This is a genomic window from Halomonas aestuarii (assembly GCF_001886615.1).
Taxonomy (GTDB): domain Bacteria; phylum Pseudomonadota; class Gammaproteobacteria; order Pseudomonadales; family Halomonadaceae; genus Halomonas; species Halomonas aestuarii.
The window spans coordinates 3145708-3172706 of sequence record NZ_CP018139.1; the positions used below are offsets into that span (position 1 = coordinate 3145708).

The window sequence follows — 26999 nt, forward strand, 5'->3', positions numbered from 1 at the left end:
AGGTCAACATGACAGCGACAACAATGCGACTCTCTCTGGTGGCGGCCGGCATCATGCTGGCCAGCACCTCCCTGCACGCCGACAACCACGATGCACGGGCGATCGCCGAGCGGCTGGTCGACGAGCACTTCCAGGACTCGACCTTGACCCGCGAGCAGCAGATCGAGGAGCTGATGTGGTTCGCCCAGGCGGCCGAGCCCTTCCGCGGCATGGAGATCAATACCGTGGCGGAGGGCCTGACCACGCACATCTACGAGCGTGACGTCCTGGCCGAGGCCTTCAGCGAGCTGACCGGCATCGAGGTGACCCACAACATCATCGGCGAGGGTGATGTGGTCAACAACATGCAGACCCAGATGCAGTCGGGACGCAACATCTACGACGGCTACGTCAACGACTCCGATGCCATCGGTACCCACATCCGCTATGGCACCACCGTGAACATCTCCAAGGCCATGGAGAACGAGTGGGCCGACTACACCCTGCCGACCCTGGACCTGGACGACTTCATCGGGCTGCAGTACGGCACCGGGCCCGACGGCAGCCTCTACCAGCTGCCCGACCAGCAGTTCGCCAACCTCTACTGGTTCCGCTACGACTGGTTCCAGCGCGAGGACCTCCAGGACCAGTTCCGCGAGATATACGGCTACGACCTGGGCGTGCCGACCAACTGGACCGCCTACGAGGACATCGCCGAGTTCTTCACCGAGCACGTCGGCGAGATCGACGGCACCAAAGTCTACGGCCACATGGACTACGGGCGTCGCGACCCGTCGCTGGGCTGGCGCTTCCACGACTCCTGGCTCTCCATGGCCGGCATGGGCAGCCCCGGCGTGCCGTTCGGCAACCCGGTCGATGACTGGGGCATCCGCGTCAACGAGCAGAGCGAGCCGGTGGGCGCGAGTGTCAGCCGCGGCGGGGCCACCAACTCCCCGGCCTCGGTCTTCGCCGTGACCAAGATGGTCGACTGGCTCGAGAAGTACGCCCCGCCCGAGGCCAGCGGCATGACCTTCGGCGAGGCGGGACCGGTGCCGGCCCAGGGCCAGATCGCCCAGCAGATGTTCTGGTACACCGCCTTCACCGCCGACATGACCGATCCCGCCCTGCCGGTGACCGACGAGGAGGGCAATCCCAAGTGGCGCATGGCGCCGTCGCCCACCGGCCCCTACTGGGATGAGGGCTCGAAGGTCGGCTACCAGGACGTGGGCTCCTGGACCTTCTTCGACTCCACCCCCGAGGATCGTCGCACCGCGGCCTGGCTGTTCGCCCAGTTCACCACCGCCAAGACGGTGTCCCTGGAGAAGCTGATGGCGGGCCTCACGCCGATCCGTGAGTCCGACATCTTCTCCGAGCAGATGACCGAGATGGCGCCCAAGCTGGGCGGCCTGGTGGAGTTCTACCGCAGCCCCAACGAGTCCAACTGGACGCCGTCCTCCACCAACGTGCCGGACTATCCGCGCATGGCCCCGCTGTGGTGGCAGAACCTGGCGCCGGCGGTCAGCGGCGATATCACCCCCAAGGAGGGTCTCGACAACCTGGCCGCGGACCTCGACAGCATCATGGCGCGCCTGGCCCGAGCCAAGGTCTTCGCGACCTATTCCCCCAACCTGAACGAGGAGCGGGACCCCGAGTACTGGCTCTCCCAGCCCGGTTCGCCCAAGGCCAAGCTGGACAACGAGATGCCGCAGGGTACCACCGTTCCTTACGACCAGATGATGGAGGAGTGGATGGCCGCTGGTTCGCGCGAATGATGAACGGGCGGGTCGCCTGACCCGCCCCTCGTTGCGCCGGGTCCGCCCGGCGCCGTTTCAGGACGTGTGACCGGTTGCCTGAACGGGACCCAGGGCCCCGCTCGGTACGCACCGAGCGGGGCCCTTTTCTTCGCGATCGTCCCTCGGAACCGTCCTTCGAAACAGTGCTTTGAAAAAAGGCCCAGACATGCAACTCAGACAGAACAACATTCGCAAGCTCCCCGAGCAGGTCTTCGACGCGCTGGTCATCGGGGGGGGCATCAATGGCGCCTCGGCCGCCGCCGCGTTGAGCGGCAAGGGGGCCAGCGTGGCGCTCATCGACCGCGGTGATTTCGCCGGCAGCACCAGCATGCACTCGTCCAACCTGGTGTGGGGGGGGATCAAGTACATGGAGAGTGGCGACTTCGCGCTGGTGCGCAAGCTCTGCAAGAGCCGCAACCACCTGATCAGGAGCTATCCCTCCACGGTGCAGGAGATCCGCTTCCTGACCACCATCAACAAGGGCTTCCGCCACCATCCCCTCTACCCCTGGGCCGGCACCTGGCTCTACTGGCTGATGGGCAGCGCCTTCACGCGGAGGCCGAACTTCCTTCGCCCCGGCGGCATCAAGGCCCGGGAGCCGATCATCGAGACCGACAATGCCCGGGGCGGCTTCGAATATTCCGATGCCTACCTCCACGACAACGATGCCCGTTTCGTCTTCAACTTCGTGCGCGGGGCCCTGGACTTCGGCACCGTGGCGGCCAACTACGTCGAGTCGCTGGGGGCCCGCCGCGAGGGCGAGCATTGGGTCACCCAGGTGCGCGACCGCATGGATGGCCGTACCTTCGAGATTCGCTCGAAGGTGCTGATCAATGCCGCCGGCCCCTGGGTCGACCAGCACAACAGCCTCTCGGGGCAGCAGACCGACCACCATCATGTGTTCTCCAAGGGCATCCACCTGATCGTGCCGCGGTTGACCGACAGCAAGCGGGTGCTGGCCTTCTTCGCCGACGACGGCCGCCTGTTCTTCGTGATTCCCATGGGGCCGCGGACCTGCATCGGCACCACCGACACCCGGGTCGAGAAGCCCGAGGTGGGGGCCACCGAGGACGATATCCGTTTCGTGCTCGACAACATCAACACCCGCCTCGCCCTCAAGACACCGCTCGGCAAGGAGGACATCATCGCGACCCGTTGCGGCGTGCGTCCGCTGGCGGTGAAGCCCAGCGGCGGGGACGATAGGGACTTCCTCAACCTGTCGCGCAAGCACGCCATCGATATCGACAGCGACATGCATCACCTGAGCATCTTCGGGGGGAAGCTGACCGACTGCCTCAACGTCGGCGAGGAGGTCGTGGAGGAGGTGCGGCGCCTCGGCGTCGAGATCCCCTATCCGGATTTCCGCTGGTACGGCGAGCCGGATGCCTCGGTCCGCGAGGCCTTCATGCACCAGGCGCGGCTGATGGGTCTGGATGCCCTGACCAGCCCCGAGGCCTCGGAGCCGCTGAGTACCCGACTGTGGCGTCGCTACGGGGCCCAGGCGCTCGAGATGCTGGAGGACATCCGCCAGGACCCCCGCCAGGGCGAGGTGCTCATCGAGCACACCGAATACCTGCGTTGCGAGCTCAAGCTGGCGCGGCGCCGCGAGATGGTGACCCGGCTCGAGGATTTCCTGAGGCGCCGCTCGAAGATCTCGCTGGTGGTCCCGGAGCAGACCATCCGCGATTCCCCGGGGCTTCGCGAGGCCTGCGACATCCTCTTCGGCGACCAGGCCGAGGCGCGCCTGGCGGAGTACCTGGCGACCGCGTCGCCCGAGTCCGCCGGTCTCAGGTCCGGGGGCTAGCCAGAGAGGGCAGGGGCCTGGCGTCAGCGTCCACGCGGCGTTCGGTCGACGAGGGTTGAAACAGGGTCGGAGGTCCTCGGCCCTCCGGGGCCCCGGCGAGAGGTCAGGCTGGTAGAATGCGCGCGACCCGATTTCCCCCCTGACACCAGGAGTTCCTGTCATGACCGACAACACGGCGGCCTCGGCCATGCCGACCGACACCCTCCCGCGCACCCTGCTGACCGGGGCGCAGATGCTCTTCGTCGCCTTCGGCGCCCTGGTGCTGGTGCCGCTGCTCACCGGGCTCGATCCCAACGTGGCGCTGTTCACCGCGGGCCTCGGCACCCTGATCTTCCATGGCGTCACCCGGGTCAGCGTGCCGGTCTTCCTGGCCTCGTCGTTCGCCTTCATCGCGCCGATCCAGGGGTCGGTGGCCAACTTCGGCATTCCCGCCACCCTGGGCGGGCTGATGGTCGCGGGCCTGGTCTACGTGGTGATCTCCCAGTTCGTGCGCCTCAAGGGCACCGCCTGGCTGCATCGCCTGCTGCCGCCGGTGGTGGTGGGGCCGGTGATCATGGTGATCGGCCTGGCGCTGGCCCCGGTGGCGGTGGACATGGCCACCGGCGAGACCAGCGAGAACATCGGCTACGGCTCGGCGATCTTCCTCTCCATGGCAAGCCTGTTGGTCACCCTGGTGCTGGCGGTGTTCGGCCGCGGCCTGATCCGCCTGATCCCGATCATGGGGGGGATCGCCGCCGGCTATGCGCTGGCGCTGGTGATGGGCGTGGTGGACTTCTCCCCGGTTCGGGAGGCGGCCTGGCTGGCGCTGCCGTCCTTCACCGCGCCCAGCTTCAACTTGGCGGCGATCCTCTTCATGATCCCGGTGGCCATCGCTCCGGCGGTGGAGCATATCGGCGACATGGTTGCCATCGGCTCGGTGACTCGCAAGAACTACCTGGAGAAGCCCGGCCTGCATCGGACCCTGCTGGGCGACGGCCTGGCGACCTCCGCCGCGGCGATCTTCGGCGGACCGCCCAACACGACCTACTCCGAGGTGACCGGGGCCGTGACCCTGACCCGTGCCTTCAACCCCTGGATCATGGTGGTGGCGGCCTGCACCGCCATCGTCCTGGCCTTCGTCGGCAAGCTCGGCGCGCTGCTGCAGACCATCCCGGGGCCGGTGATGGGCGGCATCATGACGCTGCTGTTCGGTTCCATCGCCGTGGTGGGCATGAACACCCTGGTGCGGGCCGGCAAGCCGCTCACCGCGTCCCGCAACCTGGTGGTGGTGTCGCTGGTGCTGGTCTTCGGCATCGGCGGCATGCAGTTCGGCAACGGCCAGTTCACCCTGCAGGGCGTCAGCCTCGCCGCCCTGGTCGGCATCGTGCTGAACTGGGTGCTGCCCCGCGCCGAGGAGGAGTAAGGGCGGCCGGGCCGACGGGCCCGGCGTCAGGCGTGATGCAGTTCCTGCCCCGCATCGGAGAAGGTCGGCGGGGTGTTGGCACTGACGATCACGCAGTCCTCGGTGCCGATGTTGCGGAAGCGGTGGGGCAGCCGGGAGTCGAAGTAGTAGGCGTCGCCGGCGCCCAGCACGCCCACCTCGCCGTCCACGGTGATCTCGATCTGCCCCGAGATCACCACCCCGCCTTCCTCGCCGTCGTGCTCCAGCATCTCCTCGCCGCTGTCGGCGCCGGGGGGATAGCGCTCGTGGATCACCGACATCCGGCGGTCGGGGCGGCGGGCGGCCACCAGCCGCCAGGAGAGGTTGCCGTCGCCGATCTCGGTGAGTTCGCCCGCGCGATAGAAGGGTTGCGGCTGGCTCGGTTCCTCGCCGGCGAAGAAGGTGCTGATGGAGACCGGCAGGGCGTCCAGTATCTTCTTCAGTGAGCTCACTGACGGGCTGACGTTGTTCTGCTCCACCAGCGACACGGTGCTGTTGGTGACCCCGGCCCGCTTGGCCAGTTCGCGCTGTGACAGTCCGCGCGCCAGACGCAGTTGCTTGAGTCGGGCGCCTACATCGAATGGCGCTTCCATGTCTCGGTCCATGTCTCGGTCCTTCCTTCGGCATTCGCCGCGATCGTGGAATATTTTCAACATAGTGTACCTCCTTGTGGGCATGGGGATAAGCCGGTGCTTGACCCTCATCAGGGTCGCGGTCGCGCGGGGCCGCCCGGCATGGCACCCGCCGACGCCCTGAGGCATCATGGGCCTGACACGCTGCATGCTCAGGAGAGTCCATGATCACCCGAGAGGACCTCACCGGCCTGATCCTGGCGGGCGGTCAGGGGCGCCGGATGGGCGGTCGCGACAAGGGCCTCGAGCCCTTCGCCGGCCGTACGCTGGTGGCCCATGTCCGCGACCGCCTGGCGGGACGGGTCGCCGAGGTGCTGATCAACGCCAACCGCAACCCCGAGGCCTACACGCCCCTGGCCGATCGCGTGATCCCCGATGCCGAGGGCGGCTACCAGGGCCCGCTGATGGGGATCTACAGCGGCCTGCGGGCCGCGACCACGCCCTGGCTGCTGGTGGTGCCCTGCGACAGCCCGGCGCTGCCTCACGATCTCGTCGAGCGAATGGTGGAGCGCCTGGCGGACGGTGATGGCGAGAGTGAGGGTGAGTGCGACATCGCCGTGGCCTTCGATGGGGAGCGACTGCACCCGGTGGTGGCGCTGATCCGCACGGCCCTGGCCGATGACCTGGCCGAGGCCCTGGCCTGCGGCGAGCGCAAGATCGACCGCTGGTACGCCCGCCATGCCTGGTGCCGGGTGGACGTCAGCGACTGCCCCGATGCCTTCGCCAACCTCAACACCGACGACGAGAAGCAGCGCCTGGAGCGCGCCCTCGACGGGGCGCCGTCGGCCACGAGAGTGAGCCCATGAGCGAGTGCGTGCCCGACAGCCTGCGCTTCGACGACGAGCTTCCCCTGCTGGGCATCGCCGCCTGGAGCGGTACCGGCAAGACCACGCTGCTGGAGCGGCTGTTGCCGAGGCTTGGCGAACGCGGTCTTCGAGTGGCGGTCATCAAGCATGCCCATCACGGCTTCGATGTCGATCAGCCCGGCAAGGACAGCCATCGCCTGCGCCAGGCCGGTGCCTCCCCCATGGTCGTCGCCTCCCGGGCGAGGGTGGCGCTGATGATGGAGACCCCGGGGCGTGACGAGGCCGACCTGGCAGAGCTCATCGACATGGTCCGCCCCCAATACCCCGACCTCGTCCTGGTGGAGGGCTTCAAGGCCTGGCCGTTGCCCAAGCTGGAGCTCTATCGGCCCGAGGTGGGCAAGTCCCTGCGGGCCGCCGAGGACCCCTGGGTACGGGCCGTGGCGAGCGACGTCGCCCTCGCCTTGCCCGAGGGCGTCGAGTCGCTCGACCTCAACGACCTGGCGGCGCTGACCGACTGGATCGCCGCATGGCCCGCCCGCTGGCCCGTCTACCAGGCGCCGCGCGAGGAGGCCACGGCATGACGCTCTCCTGTTTCGACCTCGGCGAGCGGATGTTGCCGGTGGCGGAGGCCCGCGAGCGCCTCGCCACACTGGTCGAGGCGGCGCTGCCCGCCGAGCGGGTGCCGCTGGCCGAGCTCCACGGGCGCGTGCTGGCCGAAGATGCCATCTCGCCCATCGACGTGCCGCAGAATACCAACGCCGCCATGGACGGGATCGCCCTGGCCTGGCCGGCGGACGGACAGTGGCCCCGCGCCTGGCGCCAGGTGGGCGAGGTGCTGGCGGGCCGGCGGCATGACGAGGCGCTGGCGGCCGGCGAGTGCATTCGCATCACGACCGGGGCGCCGCTGCCGCCGGGGGCCGACACCGTGATCATGCGCGAGCAGCTCATGGATGAGGGCGAGTGGGTGGTGATCGACCGGCCCGAGCGCGTCAGGCGGGGGCAGCACGTGCGCCGGGCCGGAGAGGACATTCCCCGGGGCCACCGGGCGCTCGCCGCCGGCACGCGCCTGGGCGCTGCCGAGCTGGGGCTGCTGGCCTCCCTGGGCCTGCCCGCGGCCCGGGTGCATCGTCGCCCGCGCGTGGCGGTGTTCTCCACCGGCGACGAGGTCATCGCCCCCGGCCAGCCGCTGCCACCGGCCGGCATCCATGACGCCAACCGGCATACCCTGGCGGGCCTGCTGGCCGAGCAGGGCGCCGAGCTGTTGGACCTGGGCATCCTGCCCGACGACCGCGACGCCATCGTCTCCGCGCTGCGTGATGCCGCCGACCGGGCCGACATGGTCATCACCAGCGGCGGGGTCTCGGTGGGCCACGCCGACTTCACCCGGGCGGCGCTGGAGACGGTCGGCCGCCTGGCGTTCTGGCGCATCGCCATTCGTCCCGGGCGGCCCATGGCCTGCGGCCTGCTGGGGGAGCGCGGGGTGCCCTTCCTGGGGCTGCCCGGCAATCCCGTGGCGGTGATGGTCACCTTCCTGCAGTTCGTGGCGCCGCTGCTGGCGCGGCTGCAGGGCAGGGCGGAGAGCGTCCCCGAGCGACTCACCGCCGTCGCCGACGAGGCCCTTAAGAGCCGCCTCGGCCGTACCGACTACCTGCGCGGCGTCTTCCGCGCCGCCCCCGACGGCCGCCTGCACGTGCAGAGCACCGGCGCCCAGGGCTCCGGCATCCTCTCCTCGATGGTGGCGGCCAACTGCCTGATCGAGCTCACCGACGACCGGGAGGGGGCGGCCCCCGGCGAGGTGGTGAGCATCCAACCCCTGTATCGTTTGCCATGAGACGCTGACCCCATGTCCTCGACCGACCAGTCCTTGACCAACCAGTCCCTGACCCATCTCAATGCCCGCGGCGAGGCCCACATGGTCGACGTGGCCGACAAGCCGGAGAGCCGTAGGGAGGCCTCCGCTTCCGGCCTCATCCGCATGCAGCCCGCGACCCTGGCGCTGCTCGCCGAAGGCGGCCTGCCCAAGGGGGATGTCCTGGCCACGGCGCGCCTCGCCGGCATCCAGGCCGCCAAGCGCACCCACGAACTGATTCCCCTCTGCCATGCCCTGGCGCTGTCGAAGGTCGCCGTCGACTTCGATCTCGACGAGGCCGACAGCTGCGTCCATGTCACCGCCACCTGCCGCCTCAACGGCCGGACCGGCGTGGAGATGGAGGCCCTGACCGCCGTCTCCGTGGCTTGCCTGACCCTCTACGACATGTGCAAGGCCGTGGACAAGGACATGGAGATCGGCGCCATCCACCTGGAGGCCAAGACCGGCGGGAAGTCCGGCGATTACCGGCGCGCCGAGTCCCCGGCGGCGAGCGCGACGGCCGCGCCCGTCATCGAGCCCGCCGCGTCGCCCATCGTCACCGGCGAGGGTGAGGCCGGCGAGGTCTCGGTGGGCGCGCGCTGCGACCTCGACGATCCCTGCATCCGGGTCAAGTGCCTGGCCGAGCTGCGCGAGCGCCTCGGGGTCGGAGATGTCTCGGTCCCCTTCGGCAGGCTGCCGAGCGCCGACGTGGCGGGGCTGAAGACTGCGCTGAAGGCGCTGGACCCGCGATTCGAGGGCCTCGACCAGGGCCGCGTGCTGTGCGCCGTCAATCAGGTGATGGCCGGGGAGTCCACGCCGCTGACCGAGAACGACGAGGTCGCCTTCTTTCCCCCGGTCACCGGAGGCTGAACGATGATACGCGTGCAGGAAGACGCCTTCGACGTCGGCGATGAGCAGCGCGCGCTCCTGGCGGGACGCAGCGACATCGGGGCGGTGGTGAGCTTCACGGGGCTGGTGCGCGACTTCAACGAGCGCCCCGAGGTGGAGGCGCTGACGCTTGAGCATTATCCGGGAATGACCGAGGCCGCCCTCGAGGAGATCCTCCGGGAGGCGGAGGGACGCTGGCCGCTCCAGGGCGTGACCGTGATCCACCGGATTGGACGTCTCGCCCCTTCGGATCCTATCGTGTTGGTGGTGGTGGCCAGTGCCCACCGACGCGCCGCCTTCGAGGCCTGCGACTTCATCATGGACTACCTCAAGACCCGAGCGCCCTTCTGGAAGAAGGAGCATACCGCCAGCGGGGACTACTGGGTGTCGGAACGCGACGGTGATCATCATGACGCCCGTCGCTGGGAGATCTCTTCATGACCGATGAGCTGATCGACGATTTCGGAAGACGGGTGCGCTATGTGCGCATCTCGGTCACCGATCGCTGCGATTTTCGCTGTGTGTACTGCATGAGCGAGGAGATGACCTTCCTCCCACGGGCCCAGGTGCTGACCCTCGAGGAGCTGGCGATGGTGGCTCGGGCCTTCACCGAGATGGGCGTGGAGAAGATCCGCCTGACCGGAGGAGAGCCCCTGGTTCGCCGCGACATCGATCGCCTGGTCGACGACATCGGCGCGCTGCCAGGCCTCAGGGATTTCGCGATGACCACCAACGGCGCGAGCCTGCCGAAGTTCGCCGAGCGCCTGCGCGATGGGGGCCTTCAGCGGCTCAATATCAGCCTCGATTCCCTGGATCCCGAGCGCTTCCGTCGCCTGACGCGTACCGGCGACCTGAACAAGGTCATCGACGGCATTCGGGCCGCCCGGGACGCCGGTTTCGAGCGCATCAAGCTCAATGCGGTGATCCTCAAGGGGCGCAACGACGACGAGGTGGTCGACCTCGTGGACTTCGCCCGGGCCGAGGGGGTCGACATCAGCTTCATCGAGGAAATGCCGCTGGGCGACGTCTCCGACCACTCCAGGGCCGAGACCTTCTGTTCCAGCGACGAGGTCCAGGAGCGCATACAGGCCCACCACGAGCTGATTCCCACCACCGAATCGACGCTCGGGCCATCGCGCTACTTCATGATGCCCGACAGCGAGACCCGCGTCGGTTTCATCTCGCCCCACAGCCACAACTTCTGCGACACCTGCAACCGGGTTCGCGTCACCGTGGAGGGGCGTCTGCTGCTGTGCCTCGGCAACGAGCACTCCGTGGATCTGCGCGCCGTCCTGCGCCGCCACCCTGGCGACATCGAGGCATTGAAGGAGGCCATCGTCGCGGCCATGCCCCTCAAGCCCGAGCGTCATCACTTCACCACCGACGGGGACGTCCAGGTGGTGCGCTTCATGAACATGACCGGCGGCTGAGCCAACGGGCTGGAAAGTTTGGCGATGCCGGCAGGGCTTTTCGGGCGACACTCAGGTGTCGCCCGAGTCGTTTATCGCCCCCGTTAAGGTGTCCGGTTGTATCGAATCCTGCTCATGGGCCAGGTAGCGGCCGGGATCATTCTCTCGATTTACGTGGACGATATTCCCGCAACTTTTCTTGCCAATGTCGCGCAAGTGCATATACTTTTGACGTGTCATTACATCCCGCAACCTTCCAACATTCGGCATGGAGACGGCCAATGTCCAGCGAATCCCTGGAGCGCATCGCCCGCAACAAGAACGTGGCTCGCGCCGCGGCACGCCAGCTCAGCATGGAGCAGCTGCATAAGCTGGCCGAGGTCATCGGTGAGGTCATCGAGCAGAAGAAGGACGAAGAAGTTCAGCGCCAGGAAGAAGAAGCCGAGAAGGCCAGAAAGCTGGCCGAGATCCGCGAACAGATCAACGAAGCCGGCCTGTCGCTGGAAGACCTCGTGACCGAACAGCCCCAGCGCAAGCGCGGGCGTCCGCCGAAGAATGCCAGCAAGGCCTGAGGCGTTTCATGCCGCGCCTCTTCATGAAGGCGCGGTGATGGTTTTGTGAAAGCGATTGATTCGATGATCTTGTGGGAGCCGTCGGTTCGACGCCTCGACTTGAACGGCGATTCGGTGCCCTCCGCCTTTCGCGGTGCAAGCAAGCACCGCTCCCACCTGAACTCCACCATCCCCTGGCGTTACTTGCCCAGTAGCTCCGCTTCCACCGCGAGGATCTGCAGGTGCACGTCCGGCACCCGATGCAGGTGATCGGCCAGCCAGCCGAGTAGCCTGGGCTGCAGGGCCAGGCGCAGTTCCGCCAGTGAATCCACCTCGATCTCCGCCAGGCAGTCGTCCAGCCAGTCGGCGAAGGCGGTCTCGTCCATGGGGCTCGCCTGGCTGGCGTCGAGCATCAGTCGCCCGATGCGCGTCCAGCCCGAGTCGGTGGCGGCCACCGAGAGGGCGAGATACAGGCTGCCATGGCGTGAGCGATGGACGTCCTCGCCGCCGAGGCCCGGCAGGGCGGCGACCGCATCCTGGCTGACGATGTGCGGCTGCTGGGGGTGGCGCGCCTGAAGGCTCAGGCCGTCGGCGTCCAGGCGAATCAGGTCGCCGTTGGTCGGGATCACCGGCGCCTGGATGCCCAGGGATTCCGCCAGCGTCCGGTGGGCCTGCTGGTGGCGGGGCTCGCCATGGACCGGCAGCAGATAGCGGGGCCTTACCCAGCCGTAGAAGGTGCGCAGCTCGTCCTGGGCGGGATGGCCCGAGGCATGCAGTTCGGGATGGTTGTCGTCATCGAAGAGGCTCACGCCGAAGTGCTTCAGTCCGCCCTTCAGGCGCTCGATCAACCGCTCGTTGCCGGGGATCGCCTTGGCCGAGAAGATCACCGTGTCGCCGGCCATCAGCTCGAAATGAGGATGACGCCCCCGGGACAGGCGTGACAGCGCCGCCCTGGGCTCGCCCTGGCTGCCGGTGGCGATCACCAGCACCTCCTCCGGCGGCAGGTAGCCGAGATCGGCGACCGGCACCAGCGGGGGCAGGTCATCCATGTAGCCGAGCTGACGAGCCACGCCCACCATGCGCTCCATGGAGCGTCCCATCAGGCTGACCCGACGACCGCACCGCTGGGCGGCACGGCCGATGGCCAGCACCCGTGCCAGGTTGCTGGCAAAACAGCTGACCACGACGCGTCCCTCGCAGCGGGCGATGGTCTTGGCCAGCGCCTCGGCGACCTCGCCCTCGCTGCGCGAGTGGCCCGGCAGCGGCGCATTCGTGGAGTCGCCCACCACCAGGTCCACGGGGGCGATGGCGCGGAAGGTGGCGGCGGAGATCGCCGGGCCGATCAGCGGTTCGGGGTCGAGCTTCCAGTCGCCCGTGTGCAGCACCCGGTGATCCCCCGCGGCGATCAGCAGCGCGCAGCTCTCGGGAATCGAGTGGGTCAGCGGCAGGAAGCGCAGGGTGAAGGGGCCGGTCTCCAGCGCCTCACCGGGTTCGATCACCTGGATGGCGTCGGTGGCGAGACCTCGCTCGGCGAACTTGGCTCGCAGCAGGCCCGCGGCCAGCGGCGTGGCATGGATCGGGCAGCCCCAGCGGGGCCACAGCCAGGCGGCGGCGCCGATATGATCCTCGTGGCCGTGGGTGATGATCAGGGCCCGGGGGCGGATCGAGAGCGTCTCCAGGGTGGAGAGGTCCGGCACCTGGAGCGGATTGTCGGGGAGGTCCTGGCGGATCATCATCCCGCAGTCCACGGCGATCCAGTCGTCCCCGTGCACCTTTTCCCCTAAGCCCCGCTCTCCGAAACCATAGAGGCTGAGGTTCATGCCGATCTCGCCGCAGCCGCCAAGCGGCAGGAAATGCAGGGGAGGGCGGCGGCGAGGGCGGATCTGGACGCGTGGCTGTGGCATTGAGGGGAGCGCGTGCCTGGAAAAGTGTACGAACACTATACGGGAAGCCCGCCGGGCCTCACAACGCGGCCTTCGGGGCGTTCTTTTCAGATCGGTGGTTTGCGTCGAGCCCCGGCTCTCGGTCACCAACGGGCGTCAGGACTGTGTCCAGCGCTATCACTTCAGGCCAATGGCACGTAAGGGGCCATGGCTCAAAGCTGTCGCCGCCAACGGCTTTCGATTGTCTCCAGCTCGGCTGGCCCATAGAGGGCCTGGGCGTGCCTACTGTAGTGGGCCCACAGCTGGTCCCCCATATCGTAGTGCCACCACTCGCTCGGCAAGTTGGTGAAACCCTGCTCGCGCATGGCGTCGAAGAGGCGGCGTCGGTTGTCGCGGGCCTGGCGCTGTCGGGCGTCCGGACGAGAAATTTCTTCCAGCGCGGCGGTGTGTGAAACCGGCACGGCCTCGTCGAACAGGGTGCCCATGTCCATTGGCAGCCCATCTGCATCGCTCAGGGTTACATCCACGGCACCGCCCGTGAGGTGGGGGCTCGGTGAGCTCGCTTCGCGACTGGGCACGGAGACGAATTCCCGCGTCCGTTCCAGCAGTGCCTCGTCGCCGAGTTCGGGATGGTGGGAATGGATGGCCTCCTGCAGCGTATCGAAAAGATACTGCTGTACCCGCCAGGGTCGCCAGCCGTCCAGGACCACCAGCCCGTACTCCGCGGGCAGGGTGCGTGCCACCTTCAGCAGCCGCCGATAGACCCCTTCGCGGACATAGCATTCGTTGACCGCCCCGGGAATGTCCTGCTTGGCATAGACCGGGAAGATCCTGATCGGTGACGGTGCCAGGCTCAAGGGAACCAATGGCTCATCACTTCCCGTGATGGGGATGCGGCTCACCACCGACCAGTCGGGGTCGGGGTGGCGGTCGATGGGTGATGACGGGGAGCGGTTCACGACGGTCTCCATGGGGTCAGCCAAGCTGGGTCGGTAGCCAGAGGGTCAGGGAGGGAAAGAGGATCAGCAGGATCAGCACCAGGATCGCCGTCACGACGAACGGCCAGATGGTGCGAAACAGTGACGTGATCTCGAGCCGGCTCACCGCGGCCGCCACGAACACACAGGCGCCCATGGGCGGGGTGATCAGGGCAATGGTGATGTTGAGGGTGATGATGATGCCCAGGTGCACCGGATCGATACCCGCCATCATGGCCACGGGAGAGAAGATCGGGGTCAGCAGCATCAGGGCCGAGACCTCCTCCATGAACATGCCGGTGACGAAGGTGATCAGGCTCAACAGCAGCAGGATCACCACCGGCTGCTCGATGTAGGGGGCCAGCAGGGCCACGAACTCGTTGGGTACCTGGGCATAGGAGAGCAGCCAGCTGATGGTGGCCGAGGCGGCCATGATCAGGAAGATCGCCGAGGTCAGGCGCGTGGTGTCGACCATGGCCTTCCAGAAGTCGGCGATGCGCAGATTGCCCTGCGCCAGGCCGCACAGCGCCACGTAGAGCGCCGTCAGGGCCCCGGATTCGGTGGGGGTGACAAAGCCCATGACGATCCCCGAGACGATGATGAACGGGGCCACCAGCGCCGGCAGTGCGCCCAGGGCCGTGACGGCCAGCTCCCGGCGCGAGGGCAGTCCGCCACGCTTTTCCAGTCCCTTGTGCCAGGCATACCAGGCGTTCATGCCCATGAACGCCAGGCCCAGCAGCAGGCCCGGGATCACCCCGGCGAGGAACAGGTCTCCGACCGAGGTGTTGGTCAGCGAGGCGTAGAGGATCATGAAGATGCTGGGCGGAATGATCGGCCCGATCAGCGAGCTGCCGGCCGTCAGGCCCGCGGCAAAGGCGGTGGAGTAGCCCTCCTTGCGCATGGGCGGCACGAGCAGCGAGCCCAGGGCCGAGGTGTCGGCGACCGCGGAGCCGTTCACACCGGCGAAGAAGATGCTGGAGACCACGTTGACATGGCCCATGCCGCCGCGCAGGTGGCCCACCAGCAGCTTGGCGAAGGCCATGAGTCGGTCCGTCAGCCGGGTCACGTTCATCAGGTTGCCGGCCAGGATGAACAGCGGGATGGCCATCAGCGAGAAGGCGTTGATGCCGCCGAAGAACTGCTGAGGCATCATACGCGGGATCATGGCGGGGTCCACGAACATGAATCCCACCACCGCCGTGGCGAGCAGCGAGATGAACAGTGGCAAGCCCAGCAGGACGTGCACCAGGAAGACGGCCAGCATGGTCAAGGTCATGCGGGGTCCTCCGTGAGCGTCTTGAGGGGGGCCGGACCATGCCAAAGGGCATGCCAGGCCAGCAGCGCGAAGCCGATCGGCACCGACAGCATGGGAATGGTCCTGCTGATTCCCAGCCCCTGGCTGGTGAACATCGAGACGGACATCGCATAGCGATAACTGAAGATGGCGGCGCCAACGGCAATGATAAGTGTGAGGAGCCACTGGTAGAGGTTGAGAAGGCGGCAGAGTTGGCCGGGAAGGAGCCGCTCGATCAGCGCGACACGCATGTGACCGCCCTCCACCCAGACGGCACCGGCACCGAGCAGCACGCTGCCGATGATCAGGAAGCGGGCCAGCTCGTCTGTCCAGATGGGCGCCCCGCCGGCCAGATAGCGCATGAACACGCCGAAGAGGATCACCGCCAGGTCGACGAGGAGCAGGCTGCTGGCAATCGTCAGGGACACGGACCGGCTGATGGCCAGCACGCGAGAATGAAAAAACGACATAGTGGGTGCTTTCTGTGATGGGGCAGGGGGAGGGCCCCTGCCCGAACTGCAGGACGTCTCAGTGACGGCGTGGCTTACTCGGCCAGGTGGGTCATCCCGGCATCCTTGAGCGCCATGTCGATGAAGGACGGATCAATGTCCTGCTCGCCGAGCCATTCCAGATAGGCCGGCTGGCCCTGCTCGCGGAACGCTGCCAGCTCTTCCTCGGAGGGCCGGATCACCTCCATGCCCTGTTCCTCGAGATAGGCGATGCGCTCGTCGACCCGGGTCTCGTTGTGCTCGCGGGCCATCTGGTTGGCCTCCTCGACGGCCCCCATGAAGGCCTCGCGCATTGCGTCGTCCCAACCGTCGATCATGGCACCGTTGCCGACCAGGAACTGGTCCGAGTACTGGATGTTGGCCAGCGTCAGGTAGTCCTGCACCTCGTAGAGGCTGCCCATGATGATGTACATCGGCGGGTTCATCTGGCCATCAGCGACGCCTGTCTTCAGTGACATGTAGACCTCGGTCCAGGGGATCGGCGTGCCGGATGCCCCGAAGGCCTCGTACAGTGCCACCTGGCTGGGGTCCATCGCGCGAAAGCGCAGGCCCTCGAAGTCGCTGGGGGAGGAGATGGGCTTCTCGTCGTTGGTGAAGGCAAGGAAGCCGCCTTCCTCGACCACGGCCAGCAGCTCCACGCCGGTGCGCTCCCGCAGGGCATCCTCGACGGCCTGCCAGTAGTGGCCTTCATCGAAGAAGGTACGCGCCGATTCGAAATCATCGAAGAGGAAGGGGATGGCGCTCACGAACACCTCCGGCACCAGAGGTGACATGCCGGCGAAGGAGGCGATGTTCAGGCTGGGGGTGTTCATCGTCTGTTCCATCCGCTCCTGCTCCTCCCCCAGCATGCTGTTGGGATAGAGCTTGAGCTCGATCTCGCCTTCGGTCTTCTCCTCGACCAGCTCCTTGAGGTTGGTGGCGAAGACGTGCACGGCATTCTTGTCGGGATCCGGCGCGCCGTTGTAGCTCAGGTTCACGGTGGTGGCGGCTTGCGCCTGGCTGGCCAGGGCACCCGCGGCCAGCACGGCGGCAGCGAGGGAGGAAACGGCAAAGGATCGAGTGGGGTTCATGCTTGGACTCCGGTGGTTGTTGTTGGCGGAACTTCCGACCCGCTGGCCGGTGTATCAGCAGACTAGGCGTTGATACGTTGACTAATCAAACCCGCTAGCGTTGCATTTATATCAACACCCGGGATTCATCAGACGCGGGGCGTCGGCATTGAAGAAGCGCATCCCGCGGCACAGGTGTTCCAGACAGGCCTTCGAGGCCACCGTGAGTTCGCGGCCAGTGAGGCTGACGATCTGGGCGCGGGCATCGCGGAGCACGGGGTAGGCCATGGGGAGCACGGTGATGTCCCCCTGCTGGATCTCCTCGGCCACGGTCAGCTCGGGCATGAAGGTCACTCCGATGCCCGAACGCACGAAATTCTTCAGCACGGCCACCGAGTTGGTGTGCAGGCGGGCCTGCAGGAAGATGCGCTCCTGGTGGGCCACGGCATCGACCATCTGGCGCATGCCGAAGGGGTTGTCCATCAGGCCGATCGGCCATCGCACCAGGTCCTGCAGGGAGACCGGCCGTTGGAAACGGGCCAGCTCGTGGTCGGTGGGCACGATCAGGTCCAATGGCTGGCGCGTCTCGACATGGCAGGTCAGCATCGGGTCGACGGGGGGCGCATAGAGCAGCGCGAGCTCGACCTCGCGATCCTTGACCAGGGCCATGGCCTCATTGACCCCGGCCATCACCACCTCCAGCTCGATCCCCGGGTAGGTGGTCATGAAGGATTGCAGGGGGGCTGAGATCAGGTCGGCGATGAAGCCCTCGCCCACCGCGATCCGAACCTGGCCGTTGACCAGCCCCTGCAGCGCCGACAGCCGGGAGATCACGGCGTCCTCCGCTGCCTGCTGGGCATGGTAATGGTCGACGAGCAGGCGTCCCGCCTCGGTCACCTTGATGCCCCCGGCATGGCGTTCCAGCAACCGGGTGTCGAGATGCTCCTCGAGACAGCGGATCTGTCGGCTGATGGCCGAAACGTCGATGCCGAGGTAGGTGGCCGCCTTGCGCAGTGAGCCGCGACGAATCACTTCGCTCAGGTAGGAGAGGGCGCGGGTGTTGAGCATCGGCCGAAGTGCCTTGTGTCGGTTGTTGATGGGACGCTGTCACCATACCTCGACAGGCGCGGCATCGCAGGGTCATCTCGAGCCTCAGGGAAGAAACCACCATCCTGGTGAGCGGCTTGGACATGGCACCGCGCGTGCCCGACGCCCCTGTCTTGGCTACACTGTGGCCCCCAGTCACCGCAGCAACCCGGGATCTTCCGATGTCACACTACTACCGCCTGGTGGTTTCCTGTCCCGACCGCCTGGGCATCGTCGCCAGGGTCTCCAACTTCATCGCCGGGCACGGCGGCTCCATCACCGAGGCGAGCCAGCACTCCGACCTGGAGGGCGGGCGCTTCTTCATGCGCTACGAGATCCTCGCCGACTCGGTGGGCATGCCGCCGAAGGCCCTGCGCGAGGCCTTCGCGCCCATCGCCGACGAGTTCGACATGGACTGGGCGCTCACCGACACCCGCCAGCGGCGTCGGGTGGTGCTGATGGTGTCGCGGGAGACCCACTGCCTGGTGGACCTGCTGTACCGTTGGACGGCCGGCGAGCTAGACGGTGACATCGCCGGCGTGATCTCCAACCACGAGGACATGCGCGGCCTTGTGGAGTGGCACGGCATTCCCTATCACCATGTGCCGGTGAATCCCGACGACAAGGCCACCGCCTTCGCCGAGGTGCAGCGGCTGGTGGACGAGGCGCGTGCCGACTGCGTGGTGCTGGCGCGCTACATGCAGATCATGCCGCCCGAGCTCTGCCGGCGCTTCCAGGGGCGGATGATCAACATCCACCACAGCTTCCTGCCCTCCTTCGCCGGGGCAAGGCCCTATCACCAGGCCCACCAGCGCGGGGTGAAGCTGATCGGTGCCACCTGCCACTACGTCACCGAGGAGCTCGATGCCGGGCCGATCATCGAGCAGGACATCCACCGGGTCAGCCACTGCCATACCCCCGACGACCTGGTGCGCTTCGGCCGCGACGTGGAGAAGGCCGTGCTGGCCCGCGGCCTGCGCTGGCACCTGGAGGATCGCGTGCTCATCCACGGCAACAAGACCGTGGTCTTCGCCTGATCGGCTGGGTGAATAGGGAGTCGACATGACGATTGCCGAACCGGTGCTCGCGCCCTGGCTGCTCTGGCTCTGCGGCCTCGTCGCTCTGGTCGTCGTCGGCCTGGCGCTGAGCAAGCGTCCCTGGCTGGCGCTGCTAGACGACCATCCCCTGCAGCATCGCTGGCTGGCCGCCACCGTCATGGTGATGCTGCTCTGGCAGCTGCGCGCCCAGGCCGTGGACTGGCTGACCCTGCACCTGATGTTCACCGCGCTGCTGACGCTGATCTTCAAGGCGCCGCTGGCGCTGCTCTCGATCACCGCCATCAACGTCGCCATGGTGCTGCTGGGGCGTGTCGACTGGTCACTGCTGGGGGTGAACATGCTGGTCACCGGGGTGGTGCCGGCGCTGGTGATGGGCATCGTCTGGCGGCTGGTCGACCGTCGCCTGCCCGACAACCTGATGGTCTTCCTGTTCGTCTGCGGCTTCTTCGGCTCGGCGCTCGCCACCCTGGCCGCCGGCCTGGCCGCGGTGGGGCTGATGGCCCTGGGCGCCTCCGACGCCGAGGCCCTGCGCCAGGCCCTGGAGTACGCCCGCTTCCTGCCGCTGCTGATGCCGAGCGAGGCCTTCATCACCGGCATGCTGATGAGCATCCTGCTGGTCTACCATCCTGGCTGGGTCGCCACCTTCAACGACCATCGCTATATCGACACGAAATAGCCGGGCCCGGTGGCTCAGGCAGACCTGGCCAAATCGATCCGCGGAATGGCTACGAGGTAGGGAGATTCGATGCCTCGATGTGCCGAATCAGCGGCGATACCCCAGAGAGAGTCGGTGCCGGGTCTTGTCATTCTGACCGGCCAACCGCTGCACGGATGATCTCATCGGTGGCCTCGCGTGACGTGATGGGCTTTCGATCGAGGGATATCCCCGGGAAAAAGTCGTTGCCTCCCTCGCGACTGGCGCGGGCCATCCGTTTGAGCTCGAGGATGTAGGGGTAACATTCGCGGAGACTGCGTCCATGGATACACCCCAGCAGGTGATAGCTTTCATGGACCGCCACGTCGGATGGCCGCTGAAGCAATTGATTGAACGTGACCGATTTTCCCACCACGTATCCTCTGGTGTGGGTATTGGTTTCGACGGCACCGAGTATTTCAGGGGCAAACCACGAGATGAGGAAGTCTCCGACGTGGCGTCCCACCACCGCCATCAGTCGATCGCACGGTGCTTCAAGGGGCCGAAGCGCGACCTCTTCGATGATGCCATTCATCAGGAACGCCGGTCGCTTCCATGGCCTCACCCAGGGGATCTCCACTTCCAGGTCGAAGATGGACAGTTCGTCGCTCATCTTCTCGAACAGTGTCCTGGCGCTTTGCTCGGTGATCCCCTCGTCGACGAGTAAACATACCCTTAGTGTTTCCACTGGCCCGAAGTCCAGGGAGTGCAGGGCATCGGTATCATGTTTCCCTGCCGTCACGCACGCCGAGATGAACATGGCCAGCAGGATGGGGAGGAGTCTTGCCATCTTGATGCGTTGCATGCCAATCCCTCACCAGCCCGATGGATAGCGTGATGGCGAGCGCGTTGCATCGATCTTCCGAGCATCCACCCCTGCCCTGCCGCTCTTTCAATAAAGCTGGTTACGCAAGGTTACACAAGTACGGCACTCGCGAGGACTACAGCGGCAGGGTCAGCTGCTGGCGCGCATCTTCCGGAAGCAGGCGCACGCCGACGCCGAGCAGGCGCACGGGACGCCGAGCCCGGGCCCAGGCTTGCTCCAGCAGTCGCGTGTAGCTCTCGGGGGCGGGGGAGAGGCCACGGCTCTCCAGGGTGGTGAGGCTGAAGTCGTCGAAGCGCACCTTGACGAAGAGCCCGGCCAGCGGCGGGCGGCCATGGCGCTCGAGGCGGTCCTCCAGCTTGGCGCAGAGGGGTGCGAGGGCGGTGGCGGCGCTTTCCAGGTCGGGCAGGTCGCGGTCGAAGGTGGTCTCCACGCTGACCGACTTGCGCTCCCGCTCGATGCGCACCGGGCGGTCATCGATCCCCCGGGCGAGCTCATGAAGCCGGCGCCCGAACTTGCCGAATTCATCCAGCAGACGGTCGATGGGAAGCTCTCGCAGGTCGGCACAGGTGGCGATGCCCAGGGCGTCGAGCCTGGCGCCGGTGGCCGGCCCCACGCCGTGAAGCTTCTTCACCGGCAGGTCTCGCACGAAGGCGTCGACCCGCTCCGGGGGTATCACCGTCAGGCCGTCGGGCTTCTCCCAGTCGCTGGCGATCTTGGCCAGGAACTTGGATGGGGCTGCCCCCACCGAGACGGTGATGCCGGTGCGCCGATGGCACTCCTCCTTGATCCAGCGGGCCATCCAGGTCGCGCTGCCGCGAAAGCCCTCGACCTCGGTGACGTCCAGGAAGGCCTCGTCCAGCGACAGCGGCTCCACCAGCGGGGTGAGCTCATGGAAGACCGCCTGGATCTGCCGCGAGACCTCGCGATACTTCTCGAAGTAACCGGGCAGCAGGGTCAGGTGAGGGCAGAGGCGCAGCGCACGGGCGGTGGGCATCGCCGAATGGATGCCGAAGGCCCGGGCGGGGTAGTTGCAGGTGGCGATGACGCCCCGGCGTTCCCGCGAGCCGCCGATGGCGATCGGGATGTCGCGCAGGCTGGGGTCGTCTCGCATCTCCACGGCGGCGAAGAAGCAGTCGCAGTCGGCATGGAGGATCTTGCGAAGTTGGCTCATGTGATCAAGATGGCACGTTCTGAAGCGAGGCGAGCGAAGGCCAGACAAGGCAAAAATCAGCGAAAAAGCGGAGTTTACAAGTCAGTAAATGAGCATTTTGAGCTGATTTTTAACACAGTATGGCCGAGCGCAGCCCGTTTCAGGGTCAACCGAGTGCCTGGCCGTTACCACCACGGATAACACCCACGCCGATGCCCTCGATCTCCAGCGGATCATGGCGCAGGTCCACCTCGATGGGGGCGAAGTCGGGGTTCTCGGCCTCCAGGGTGACCACATGGCCCTGGCGGTGGAAGCGCTTGACGGTGACCTCGTCTTCCAGGCGGGCCACCACGATCTGGCCGTCGCGGATCCGCTCGGTGCGATGCACCGCCAGGAGATCTCCCTCGAGGATGCCCACGTCCTTCATGGAGAGCCCCCGCACCCGCAGCAGGTAGTCGGCGCGCGGAGTGAAGTACTCCGGGGGCAGCGGGCAGTAGCGGTCGATATGCTCGGCGGCGAGGATCGGGCTGCCGGCGGCCACCTCGCCGATGATGGGCAGGCCCTGGGGCGTCTCTTCCTGCGATTCCTCGCCTACCGCTTCTGATTCCTGTGCGGGCAGGCGAATGCCCCGGGAGGTGCCGCGGATGACCTTGATGGCTCCCTTGCGCTCCAGGGCACGCAGGTGCTCCTCGGCGGCATTGGCCGACTTGAACCCCAGCGCCCGGGAGATCTCCGCGCGGGTCGGCGGGTAGCCCAGCTCGTTCATGGTCTTGACGATGAAATCGAGCACGTTCTGCTGACGGGCGGTAAGGGAGCGGCTCATGGGACCTCCGGGGTCGTTGACCGGTGGGTGACGACTCCTTCGTCACGCGTCTGGTCAAGTATACAGCATGTCTTTCCATCCAGTAAAAGTGTCTCCATGGTCAGGGAAGAAAACGTCGTTTAAAACACGACGCATACGGCAGCATTGAGAGAACCCCATACGTGTCATACACTCGGTGGCATTCAAACAATTGTTTCCAATGATGGGGAGCCCCATGGCCCAGCAGCCCGACACCGTCACGCGCATCCTCGACACCGCCGAGGTGCTGTTCGCCGAGCGGGGCTTCGCCGAGACCTCGCTGCGCAACATCACCAGCAAGGCCAAGGTCAACCTGGCCGCGGTGAACTACCATTTCGGTTCCAAGAAGTCGCTGATCCAGGCGGTGTTCGCACGCTATCTTGACCCCTTCACCGTGCGCTTCCATGCGGCGCTGGACGAGCTGGAGGCGCGCCATGAAGGCGAGGTGATTCCGCTGGAGGAACTGCTCGAGACCATGGCGCGCTGCGTGCTCGAGGTGCCGGCGGAGCGCAACAGCCTCAAGGTCTTCATGCGTCTGTTGGGGCTTGCCTACAGCCAGGCTCAGGGCCACCTGCGGCGCTATATCCAGGACGAGTACGGCAGCGTCTTCAGCCGCTTCACCGAGCTGGTGCGGTTGGCGACCCCAGACCTGCCCGATGCCGAGCGCTTCTGGCGGCTGCACTTCATGCTGGGCACGGTGATCTTCACGCTCTCTGGCCTGGATGCCCTGCGTGATATCGCCGAGAAGGACTACGGCGAGCGCGTCGGTGTGCGCGACCTGGTGCGTCGCCTGCGTCCCGTCGTGGTGGCGGGAATGAACGCCCCGTTGCCCGAGGGCATGGCGGCACAGCGCGAAACGACCGAACACGAGACAGTCTGATGCGTACTCCCTTGCTCACCGAACTGCCGCCGGAGGCAGGGCTGTGGCTGGAGATCGATATCGCCGCCCAGCGGCTGACCGTCTGGCAGGGGCGCGAGGTCGAGTGGCAGTGCGAGGTATCCACCGCCGCGAACGGCAGCGGGGAAGAGGAGGGTAGCGGCGCCACGCCGCGGGGCTGGCATTATTTGCGTGCCGCCATCGGGGCGGGCAATCCGCCCGGCACCGTCTATCGCGGCCGACGGCCCACCGGCGAGGTCTACAGCGAGGCCCTGGCCGCGGAGCATCCGGGGCGCGACTGGATCCTGACGCGCATCCTCTGGCTCGGCGGGCTGGAGCCGGGCCGCAATCGCGGCGGCCGGTTTGATTCCCAGCGGCGCTACATCTACCTGCACGGCACTCCGCCGAGCGAGCCCATGGGAGTGCCCCGTTCCCATGGCTGCATCCGCGTGCGGGACTTTGACCTGCTGGCGCTGTTCGAGCTTGCCAACCCGGGCACGCCGGTGTGGCTGCATGACTAAGGTTCAGCCGATCACGTTACCCAACTGGAAGATCGGCAGGTACATTGAGATCACCAGGCCGCCGACCAGCACGCCGAGAATGACGATGATGAAGGGCTCGAGCAGCGAGGTGAGGGTATCGACCTTGTTGTCGACCTCCTCCTCGTAGTAGTCCGCCACCCGGTTGAGCATGGCGTCCAGCGACCCGGCTTCCTCGCCGATGCCCACCATCTGCACCGCCAGGGCCGGGAACTGTTCGGTGAGACGCATGGCGAAGTTGAGCTGCTGGCCGGTGGCCACGTCCTCGCGGATCTGGGCGATGGCGCGCTCGTAGACCATGTTGCCCGCCGCGCCCTCGGCGGTCTCCAGGGCCTCCACCAGCGGAACGCCGGCACCGAAGGTGGTGGCAAGAGTGCGCGAATAGCGCGCCACGGCGGACTTGTCGAGGATGTCGCCGATCACCGGGATGCGAAGCGAGAGCGCGTGCATACGATAGCGGAAGGCCTCGGACTTCTTCATGCCGGCGCGCAGGAAGAAGATGAAGCCCGCGACGCCGAGCAACCCCCACCACCAGTACTGCTGGGCGAACTCCGACATCGTGACGGTCATGCGGGTCATGGCGGGCAACTCGGCACCAAAGCCCCGGAAGAGGCTCTCGAACTGCGGTACGACCTTGATCAGCAGCAGCGCGGTGACGGCGAAGGCGACCACGAGGACCGCGGCGGGGTACCAGAGCGCCTTCTTCACCCGGCTCTTGAGCGACTCTACCTTCTCCTTGTAGGTGGCGATCCGCTCGAGCATGCTGTCCAGCGAGCCCGACTGCTCGCCGGCCTCCACCAGGTTGGCGAAGAGGCGGTCGAAGTGCTGGGGATGGCGCCTGAGCGCCTCCGAGAAGCTGGCACCGGCCGCCACGTCGTTCATCAGCTCCTGCACCATCGCGCTCATCGCCGGCTTCTTGAGGCTCTCCGCCACCACCTGGAAGGCCTGCAGCACCGGCACGCCGGCGCGGATCATGGTGGCCATCTGGCGGGCGAAGAGCATGATGTCCCGCGGCTTGATCTTGCCCATTCCGCCGCCAAATCCGCTCTTGCGGCGGATCTGCCTGACCATGATGTTCTGGCCGGCCAGGAGCTTCTCCACCTCGGCCCTTTGGGGCGCGATGATCTCGCCACTCACCTTGCGCCCCTGGGGCCCCTTGCCGGTCCAGCGCCAGCGGTAGAGCTTGGTCTTCTGTGCCTTGCGCATGGTCTTCGTTGCCACGTTCATGTCCCTGTCCCTGCGTTGTGTTAGCGCTAATCCTTCGTCACCCGGTTGACCTCGGCCAGGCTGGTCAGCCCCTGCATCACCTTCAGAAGCCCGCTGCGGCGCAGGTCCGGATGGCCTTCCTTTCGGGCCTGGGCATCGAAGTCCCGGGAGTTGCCCTGGGTCATGATCAGGTGGCTCATGTCGTCACTGATCGGCACCACCTCGTAGATGCCCACCCGGCCCTTGAACCCCTGGGTGCAGTGCTTGCACCCGACGGGCTCGTAGATGGTGGAACCGGCCACCTCCTCCTCGGTGAAGCCCTGCTGCAGCAGCACCTCGCGGGGGATGTCGGCCGGCTGCTTGCAGTGCTTGCACAGCCGCCGCGCCAGGCGCTGGGCGATGATCAGGCTCACGGAGCTGGCGATGTTGAAGGGCGCCACGCCCATGTTGGCCAGGCGGGTGAGGGTTTCCGCCGCCGAGTTGGTGTGCACGGTGCTGAGCACCAGGTGGCCGGTCTGGGAGGCCTTGACGGCGATCTCGGCGGTCTCCAGGTCGCGTATCTCGCCCACCATCACCACATCAGGATCCTGGCGCAGGAAGGCACGCAGGGCGCTGGCGAAGGTCAGGCCGATCTTGGGCAGCACGTTCACCTGGTTGACCCCCGGGACCTTGATCTCCACCGGGTCCTCGGCGGTGCAGATGTTGCGCTCCACCTGGTTGAGGATGTTGATGCCGGTATAGAGAGACACGGTCTTGCCGCTGCCGGTGGGGCCGGTGACCAGGATCATGCCCTGGGGGTCGTCGAGCACCGCCTCGTACATCGCCCGCTGCTCGGGGGTGAAGCCCAGTTGCTCGATGCCCAACTGGGCGGAGCTGGGGTCGAGGATACGCAGCACCACCTTCTCGCCGTAGACCGTGGGCAGGGAGTTGACCCGGAAGTCGATGGAGCGGGTACTGGAGAGCTTGAGCTTGATGGCGCCGTCCTGGGGCAGGCGACGCTCCGAGATATCCAGCCGCGACATCACCTTCAGGCGCGCCGAGATGCGCGAGCGCATGGCGAAGGGGGGGTGCGCGACGTCGTGGAGGATGCCGTCGATGCGAAAGCGTACCCGGTAGCTGGTCTCGTAGGGCTCGAAGTGGATGTCCGAGGCGCCCCGGTTGATGGCATCCAGCAGGATCTTGTTGACGAACTTGACGATGGGGGCGTCGTCGCCGGCGGCCGCCACCGCGGCCTGCTCGTCGGTGGCATCGACCACGCCCTCGTCATAGGCCAGCTGACCCACGGCGTCGTCCACGCCTTCGAGATCATCGAGCATGCTCTTCTCGCTGTTGGCGAGGTAGCTCTCCAGGACCGGGCCGAGCTGGTCCACCGGGGCCAGGACACCCTCCAGCGTCAGGCCGGTGGCAAACTGCAACTCATCCAGCAGGGCCAGCGTGGAGGGATAGGGCACCGCGACGGTGAGGCGATGCCCGTGACGCACCAGCGGCAGTACCCCCAGCCGACGAAGGATCTTGTCCGGGTAGTCCTTGGCCGCTGGCAGGCTCTCCAGGCGCAGGGCGTCCAGGTCGATGATCGGCAGGCCATACTCCCAGGCCGCGGTCAGCGTGGCCTTGCGAGCGGGCACCATGCCGGTGTCGATAAGGTGCTCGAGCAGGGAGAGTTCGACCTCTCGCGCCTCGAGTTCGGCCCGTGCCGCCGCCGCCTCACCCAGCAGGCCGTCATTCACCAGCCGACGGGCCAGGCCGCGTAGCCCGCTGCGGTGGGTGGCGCCATGCAGCGCCGAGGGAGCGGGCTCCGGCGCTGCCGGCGGCATCTCGGGGGAAGGGGGGCGATAGTCGTTCATGGCGCCTCATGTGTCGCAGCAAGGTGCAGCTGTAG

26 protein-coding genes are annotated in these 26999 nt (G+C 66.8%); 14 read left to right on the forward strand and 12 right to left on the reverse strand.

Features of this window, described 5'->3' with window-relative positions:
• Positions 1-8: 8 nt before the first annotated feature.
• From BOX17_RS14670 to BOX17_RS14680, 3 genes are all read left to right on the forward strand, one after another.
• Positions 9-1751, forward strand: a complete 1743-nt coding sequence (locus BOX17_RS14670) for an ABC transporter substrate-binding protein (protein WP_071945791.1) — start codon at positions 9-11, stop codon at positions 1749-1751.
• 187 nt (positions 1752-1938) lie between these two features.
• Positions 1939-3576: a glycerol-3-phosphate dehydrogenase/oxidase gene (locus BOX17_RS14675; RefSeq protein WP_071945793.1), complete on the forward strand. Its 1638-nt coding sequence runs from the start codon at positions 1939-1941 to the stop codon at positions 3574-3576.
• Between the two features lie 160 nt (positions 3577-3736).
• The gene (locus BOX17_RS14680) at positions 3737-4978 is read left to right on the forward strand and encodes a uracil-xanthine permease family protein (RefSeq protein ID WP_071945795.1); all 1242 of its coding nucleotides are present in this window, start codon (positions 3737-3739) and stop codon (positions 4976-4978) included.
• A 26-nt stretch (positions 4979-5004) separates the two neighbouring features.
• Here BOX17_RS14680 and BOX17_RS14685 read toward each other — a convergent pair whose 3' ends face one another.
• Positions 5005-5589: a cupin domain-containing protein gene (locus BOX17_RS14685; protein ID WP_071946921.1), complete on the reverse strand. Its 585-nt coding sequence runs from the start codon at positions 5587-5589 to the stop codon at positions 5005-5007.
• A gap of 203 nt (positions 5590-5792) precedes the next feature.
• Here BOX17_RS14685 and mobA point away from each other — a divergent pair, with 203 nt between their 5' ends.
• The 7 genes from mobA to BOX17_RS14720 all read left to right on the forward strand — a co-directional run bounded on the left by mobA (position 5793) and on the right by BOX17_RS14720 (position 11152).
• Positions 5793-6434 carry a molybdenum cofactor guanylyltransferase MobA gene (gene mobA, locus BOX17_RS14690; protein WP_071945798.1) on the forward strand — a complete coding sequence of 214 codons (642 nt, stop codon included), beginning with the start codon at positions 5793-5795 and terminating at the stop codon, positions 6432-6434.
• Positions 6431-7015, forward strand: a complete 585-nt coding sequence (gene mobB, locus BOX17_RS14695; RefSeq protein WP_071945800.1) for a molybdopterin-guanine dinucleotide biosynthesis protein B — start codon at positions 6431-6433, stop codon at positions 7013-7015. Before mobA ends, mobB begins: the two co-directional genes overlap by 4 nt.
• On the forward strand, positions 7012-8265 hold the full coding sequence (gene moeA, locus BOX17_RS14700; RefSeq protein ID WP_071945802.1) for a molybdopterin molybdotransferase MoeA: 1254 nt from the start codon (positions 7012-7014) through the stop codon (positions 8263-8265). The genes mobB and moeA overlap by 4 nt, the downstream gene beginning before the upstream one ends.
• Before the next feature lie 12 nt (positions 8266-8277).
• Positions 8278-9153 (forward strand): cyclic pyranopterin monophosphate synthase MoaC, encoded by an 876-nt coding sequence (gene moaC, locus BOX17_RS14705; RefSeq protein WP_071945805.1) that lies wholly within the window; start codon positions 8278-8280, stop codon positions 9151-9153.
• 3 nt (positions 9154-9156) lie between these two features.
• Complete coding sequence (gene moaE, locus BOX17_RS14710; RefSeq protein WP_071945807.1) at positions 9157-9612, forward strand: molybdopterin synthase catalytic subunit MoaE; 456 nt, start codon at positions 9157-9159, stop codon at positions 9610-9612.
• Positions 9609-10601, forward strand: a complete 993-nt coding sequence (moaA, locus tag BOX17_RS14715) for a GTP 3',8-cyclase MoaA (RefSeq protein WP_071945809.1) — start codon at positions 9609-9611, stop codon at positions 10599-10601. The genes moaE and moaA overlap by 4 nt, the downstream gene beginning before the upstream one ends.
• Before the next feature lie 260 nt (positions 10602-10861).
• Positions 10862-11152 carry an H-NS family histone-like protein gene (locus tag BOX17_RS14720; RefSeq protein ID WP_071945811.1) on the forward strand — a complete coding sequence of 97 codons (291 nt, stop codon included), beginning with the start codon at positions 10862-10864 and terminating at the stop codon, positions 11150-11152.
• A gap of 179 nt (positions 11153-11331) precedes the next feature.
• Here BOX17_RS14720 and BOX17_RS14725 read toward each other — a convergent pair whose 3' ends face one another.
• The 6 genes from BOX17_RS14725 to BOX17_RS14750 all read right to left on the reverse strand — a co-directional run bounded on the left by BOX17_RS14725 (position 11332) and on the right by BOX17_RS14750 (position 17911).
• Entirely contained in the window at positions 11332-12951 is a 1620-nt protein-coding gene (locus tag BOX17_RS14725) for a ribonuclease J (protein ID WP_071945813.1), read from the reverse strand.
• Positions 12952-13226: 275 nt separating this feature from the next.
• On the reverse strand, positions 13227-13973 hold the full coding sequence (locus tag BOX17_RS14730) for a M15 family metallopeptidase (RefSeq protein ID WP_341853286.1): 747 nt from the start codon (positions 13971-13973) through the stop codon (positions 13227-13229).
• Between the two features lie 16 nt (positions 13974-13989).
• Positions 13990-15267, reverse strand: coding sequence for a TRAP transporter large permease (locus BOX17_RS14735; protein ID WP_071945815.1), 1278 nt, complete (start codon positions 15265-15267; stop codon positions 13990-13992).
• Positions 15264-15734: a TRAP transporter small permease gene (locus BOX17_RS14740; protein ID WP_244272154.1), complete on the reverse strand. Its 471-nt coding sequence runs from the start codon at positions 15732-15734 to the stop codon at positions 15264-15266. The genes BOX17_RS14735 and BOX17_RS14740 overlap by 4 nt, the downstream gene beginning before the upstream one ends.
• 95 nt (positions 15735-15829) lie before the next feature.
• Positions 15830-16864: a TRAP transporter substrate-binding protein DctP gene (gene dctP / locus BOX17_RS14745; protein WP_071945819.1), complete on the reverse strand. Its 1035-nt coding sequence runs from the start codon at positions 16862-16864 to the stop codon at positions 15830-15832.
• 111 nt (positions 16865-16975) lie between these two features.
• Positions 16976-17911, reverse strand: a complete 936-nt coding sequence (locus BOX17_RS14750) for a LysR family transcriptional regulator (protein WP_071945821.1) — start codon at positions 17909-17911, stop codon at positions 16976-16978.
• A gap of 200 nt (positions 17912-18111) precedes the next feature.
• On the opposite strand from BOX17_RS14750, the gene purU reads away from it, so the two are divergent.
• Positions 18112-18966 (forward strand): formyltetrahydrofolate deformylase, encoded by an 855-nt coding sequence (purU, locus tag BOX17_RS14755; RefSeq protein WP_071945823.1) that lies wholly within the window; start codon positions 18112-18114, stop codon positions 18964-18966.
• Between the two features lie 25 nt (positions 18967-18991).
• Positions 18992-19663: an energy-coupling factor ABC transporter permease gene (locus tag BOX17_RS14760; RefSeq protein ID WP_071945825.1), complete on the forward strand. Its 672-nt coding sequence runs from the start codon at positions 18992-18994 to the stop codon at positions 19661-19663.
• A gap of 127 nt (positions 19664-19790) precedes the next feature.
• On the opposite strand, the gene BOX17_RS14765 is transcribed toward BOX17_RS14760, so the two are convergent.
• From BOX17_RS14765 to lexA, 3 genes are all read right to left on the reverse strand, one after another.
• Positions 19791-20486 carry a hypothetical protein gene (locus BOX17_RS14765; RefSeq protein WP_071945827.1) on the reverse strand — a complete coding sequence of 232 codons (696 nt, stop codon included), beginning with the start codon at positions 20484-20486 and terminating at the stop codon, positions 19791-19793.
• Between the two features lie 136 nt (positions 20487-20622).
• Positions 20623-21678 (reverse strand): DNA polymerase IV, encoded by a 1056-nt coding sequence (dinB, locus tag BOX17_RS14770; protein WP_071945829.1) that lies wholly within the window; start codon positions 21676-21678, stop codon positions 20623-20625.
• A 145-nt stretch (positions 21679-21823) separates the two neighbouring features.
• A complete protein-coding gene (gene lexA, locus BOX17_RS14775; RefSeq protein WP_071945831.1) occupies positions 21824-22480 on the reverse strand; it encodes a transcriptional repressor LexA in 657 nt (218 codons plus the stop codon).
• Between the two features lie 214 nt (positions 22481-22694).
• Between lexA and BOX17_RS14780 the strand changes: the two genes are divergently transcribed.
• Together BOX17_RS14780 and BOX17_RS14785 are read left to right on the forward strand one after the other, a co-directional pair.
• Positions 22695-23378 (forward strand): TetR/AcrR family transcriptional regulator, encoded by a 684-nt coding sequence (locus BOX17_RS14780; RefSeq protein WP_071945833.1) that lies wholly within the window; start codon positions 22695-22697, stop codon positions 23376-23378.
• Positions 23378-23896, forward strand: a complete 519-nt coding sequence (locus BOX17_RS14785; RefSeq protein ID WP_071945835.1) for a L,D-transpeptidase — start codon at positions 23378-23380, stop codon at positions 23894-23896. Before BOX17_RS14780 ends, BOX17_RS14785 begins: the two co-directional genes overlap by 1 nt.
• A 3-nt stretch (positions 23897-23899) precedes the next feature.
• Here BOX17_RS14785 and BOX17_RS14790 read toward each other — a convergent pair whose 3' ends face one another.
• Together BOX17_RS14790 and pilB are read right to left on the reverse strand one after the other, a co-directional pair.
• Positions 23900-25135: a type II secretion system F family protein gene (locus BOX17_RS14790; RefSeq protein ID WP_425268712.1), complete on the reverse strand. Its 1236-nt coding sequence runs from the start codon at positions 25133-25135 to the stop codon at positions 23900-23902.
• Positions 25136-25167: 32 nt separating this feature from the next.
• On the reverse strand, positions 25168-26964 hold the full coding sequence (gene pilB, locus BOX17_RS14795) for a type IV-A pilus assembly ATPase PilB (RefSeq protein WP_071945837.1): 1797 nt from the start codon (positions 26962-26964) through the stop codon (positions 25168-25170).
• Positions 26965-26999 lie beyond the last annotated feature (35 nt).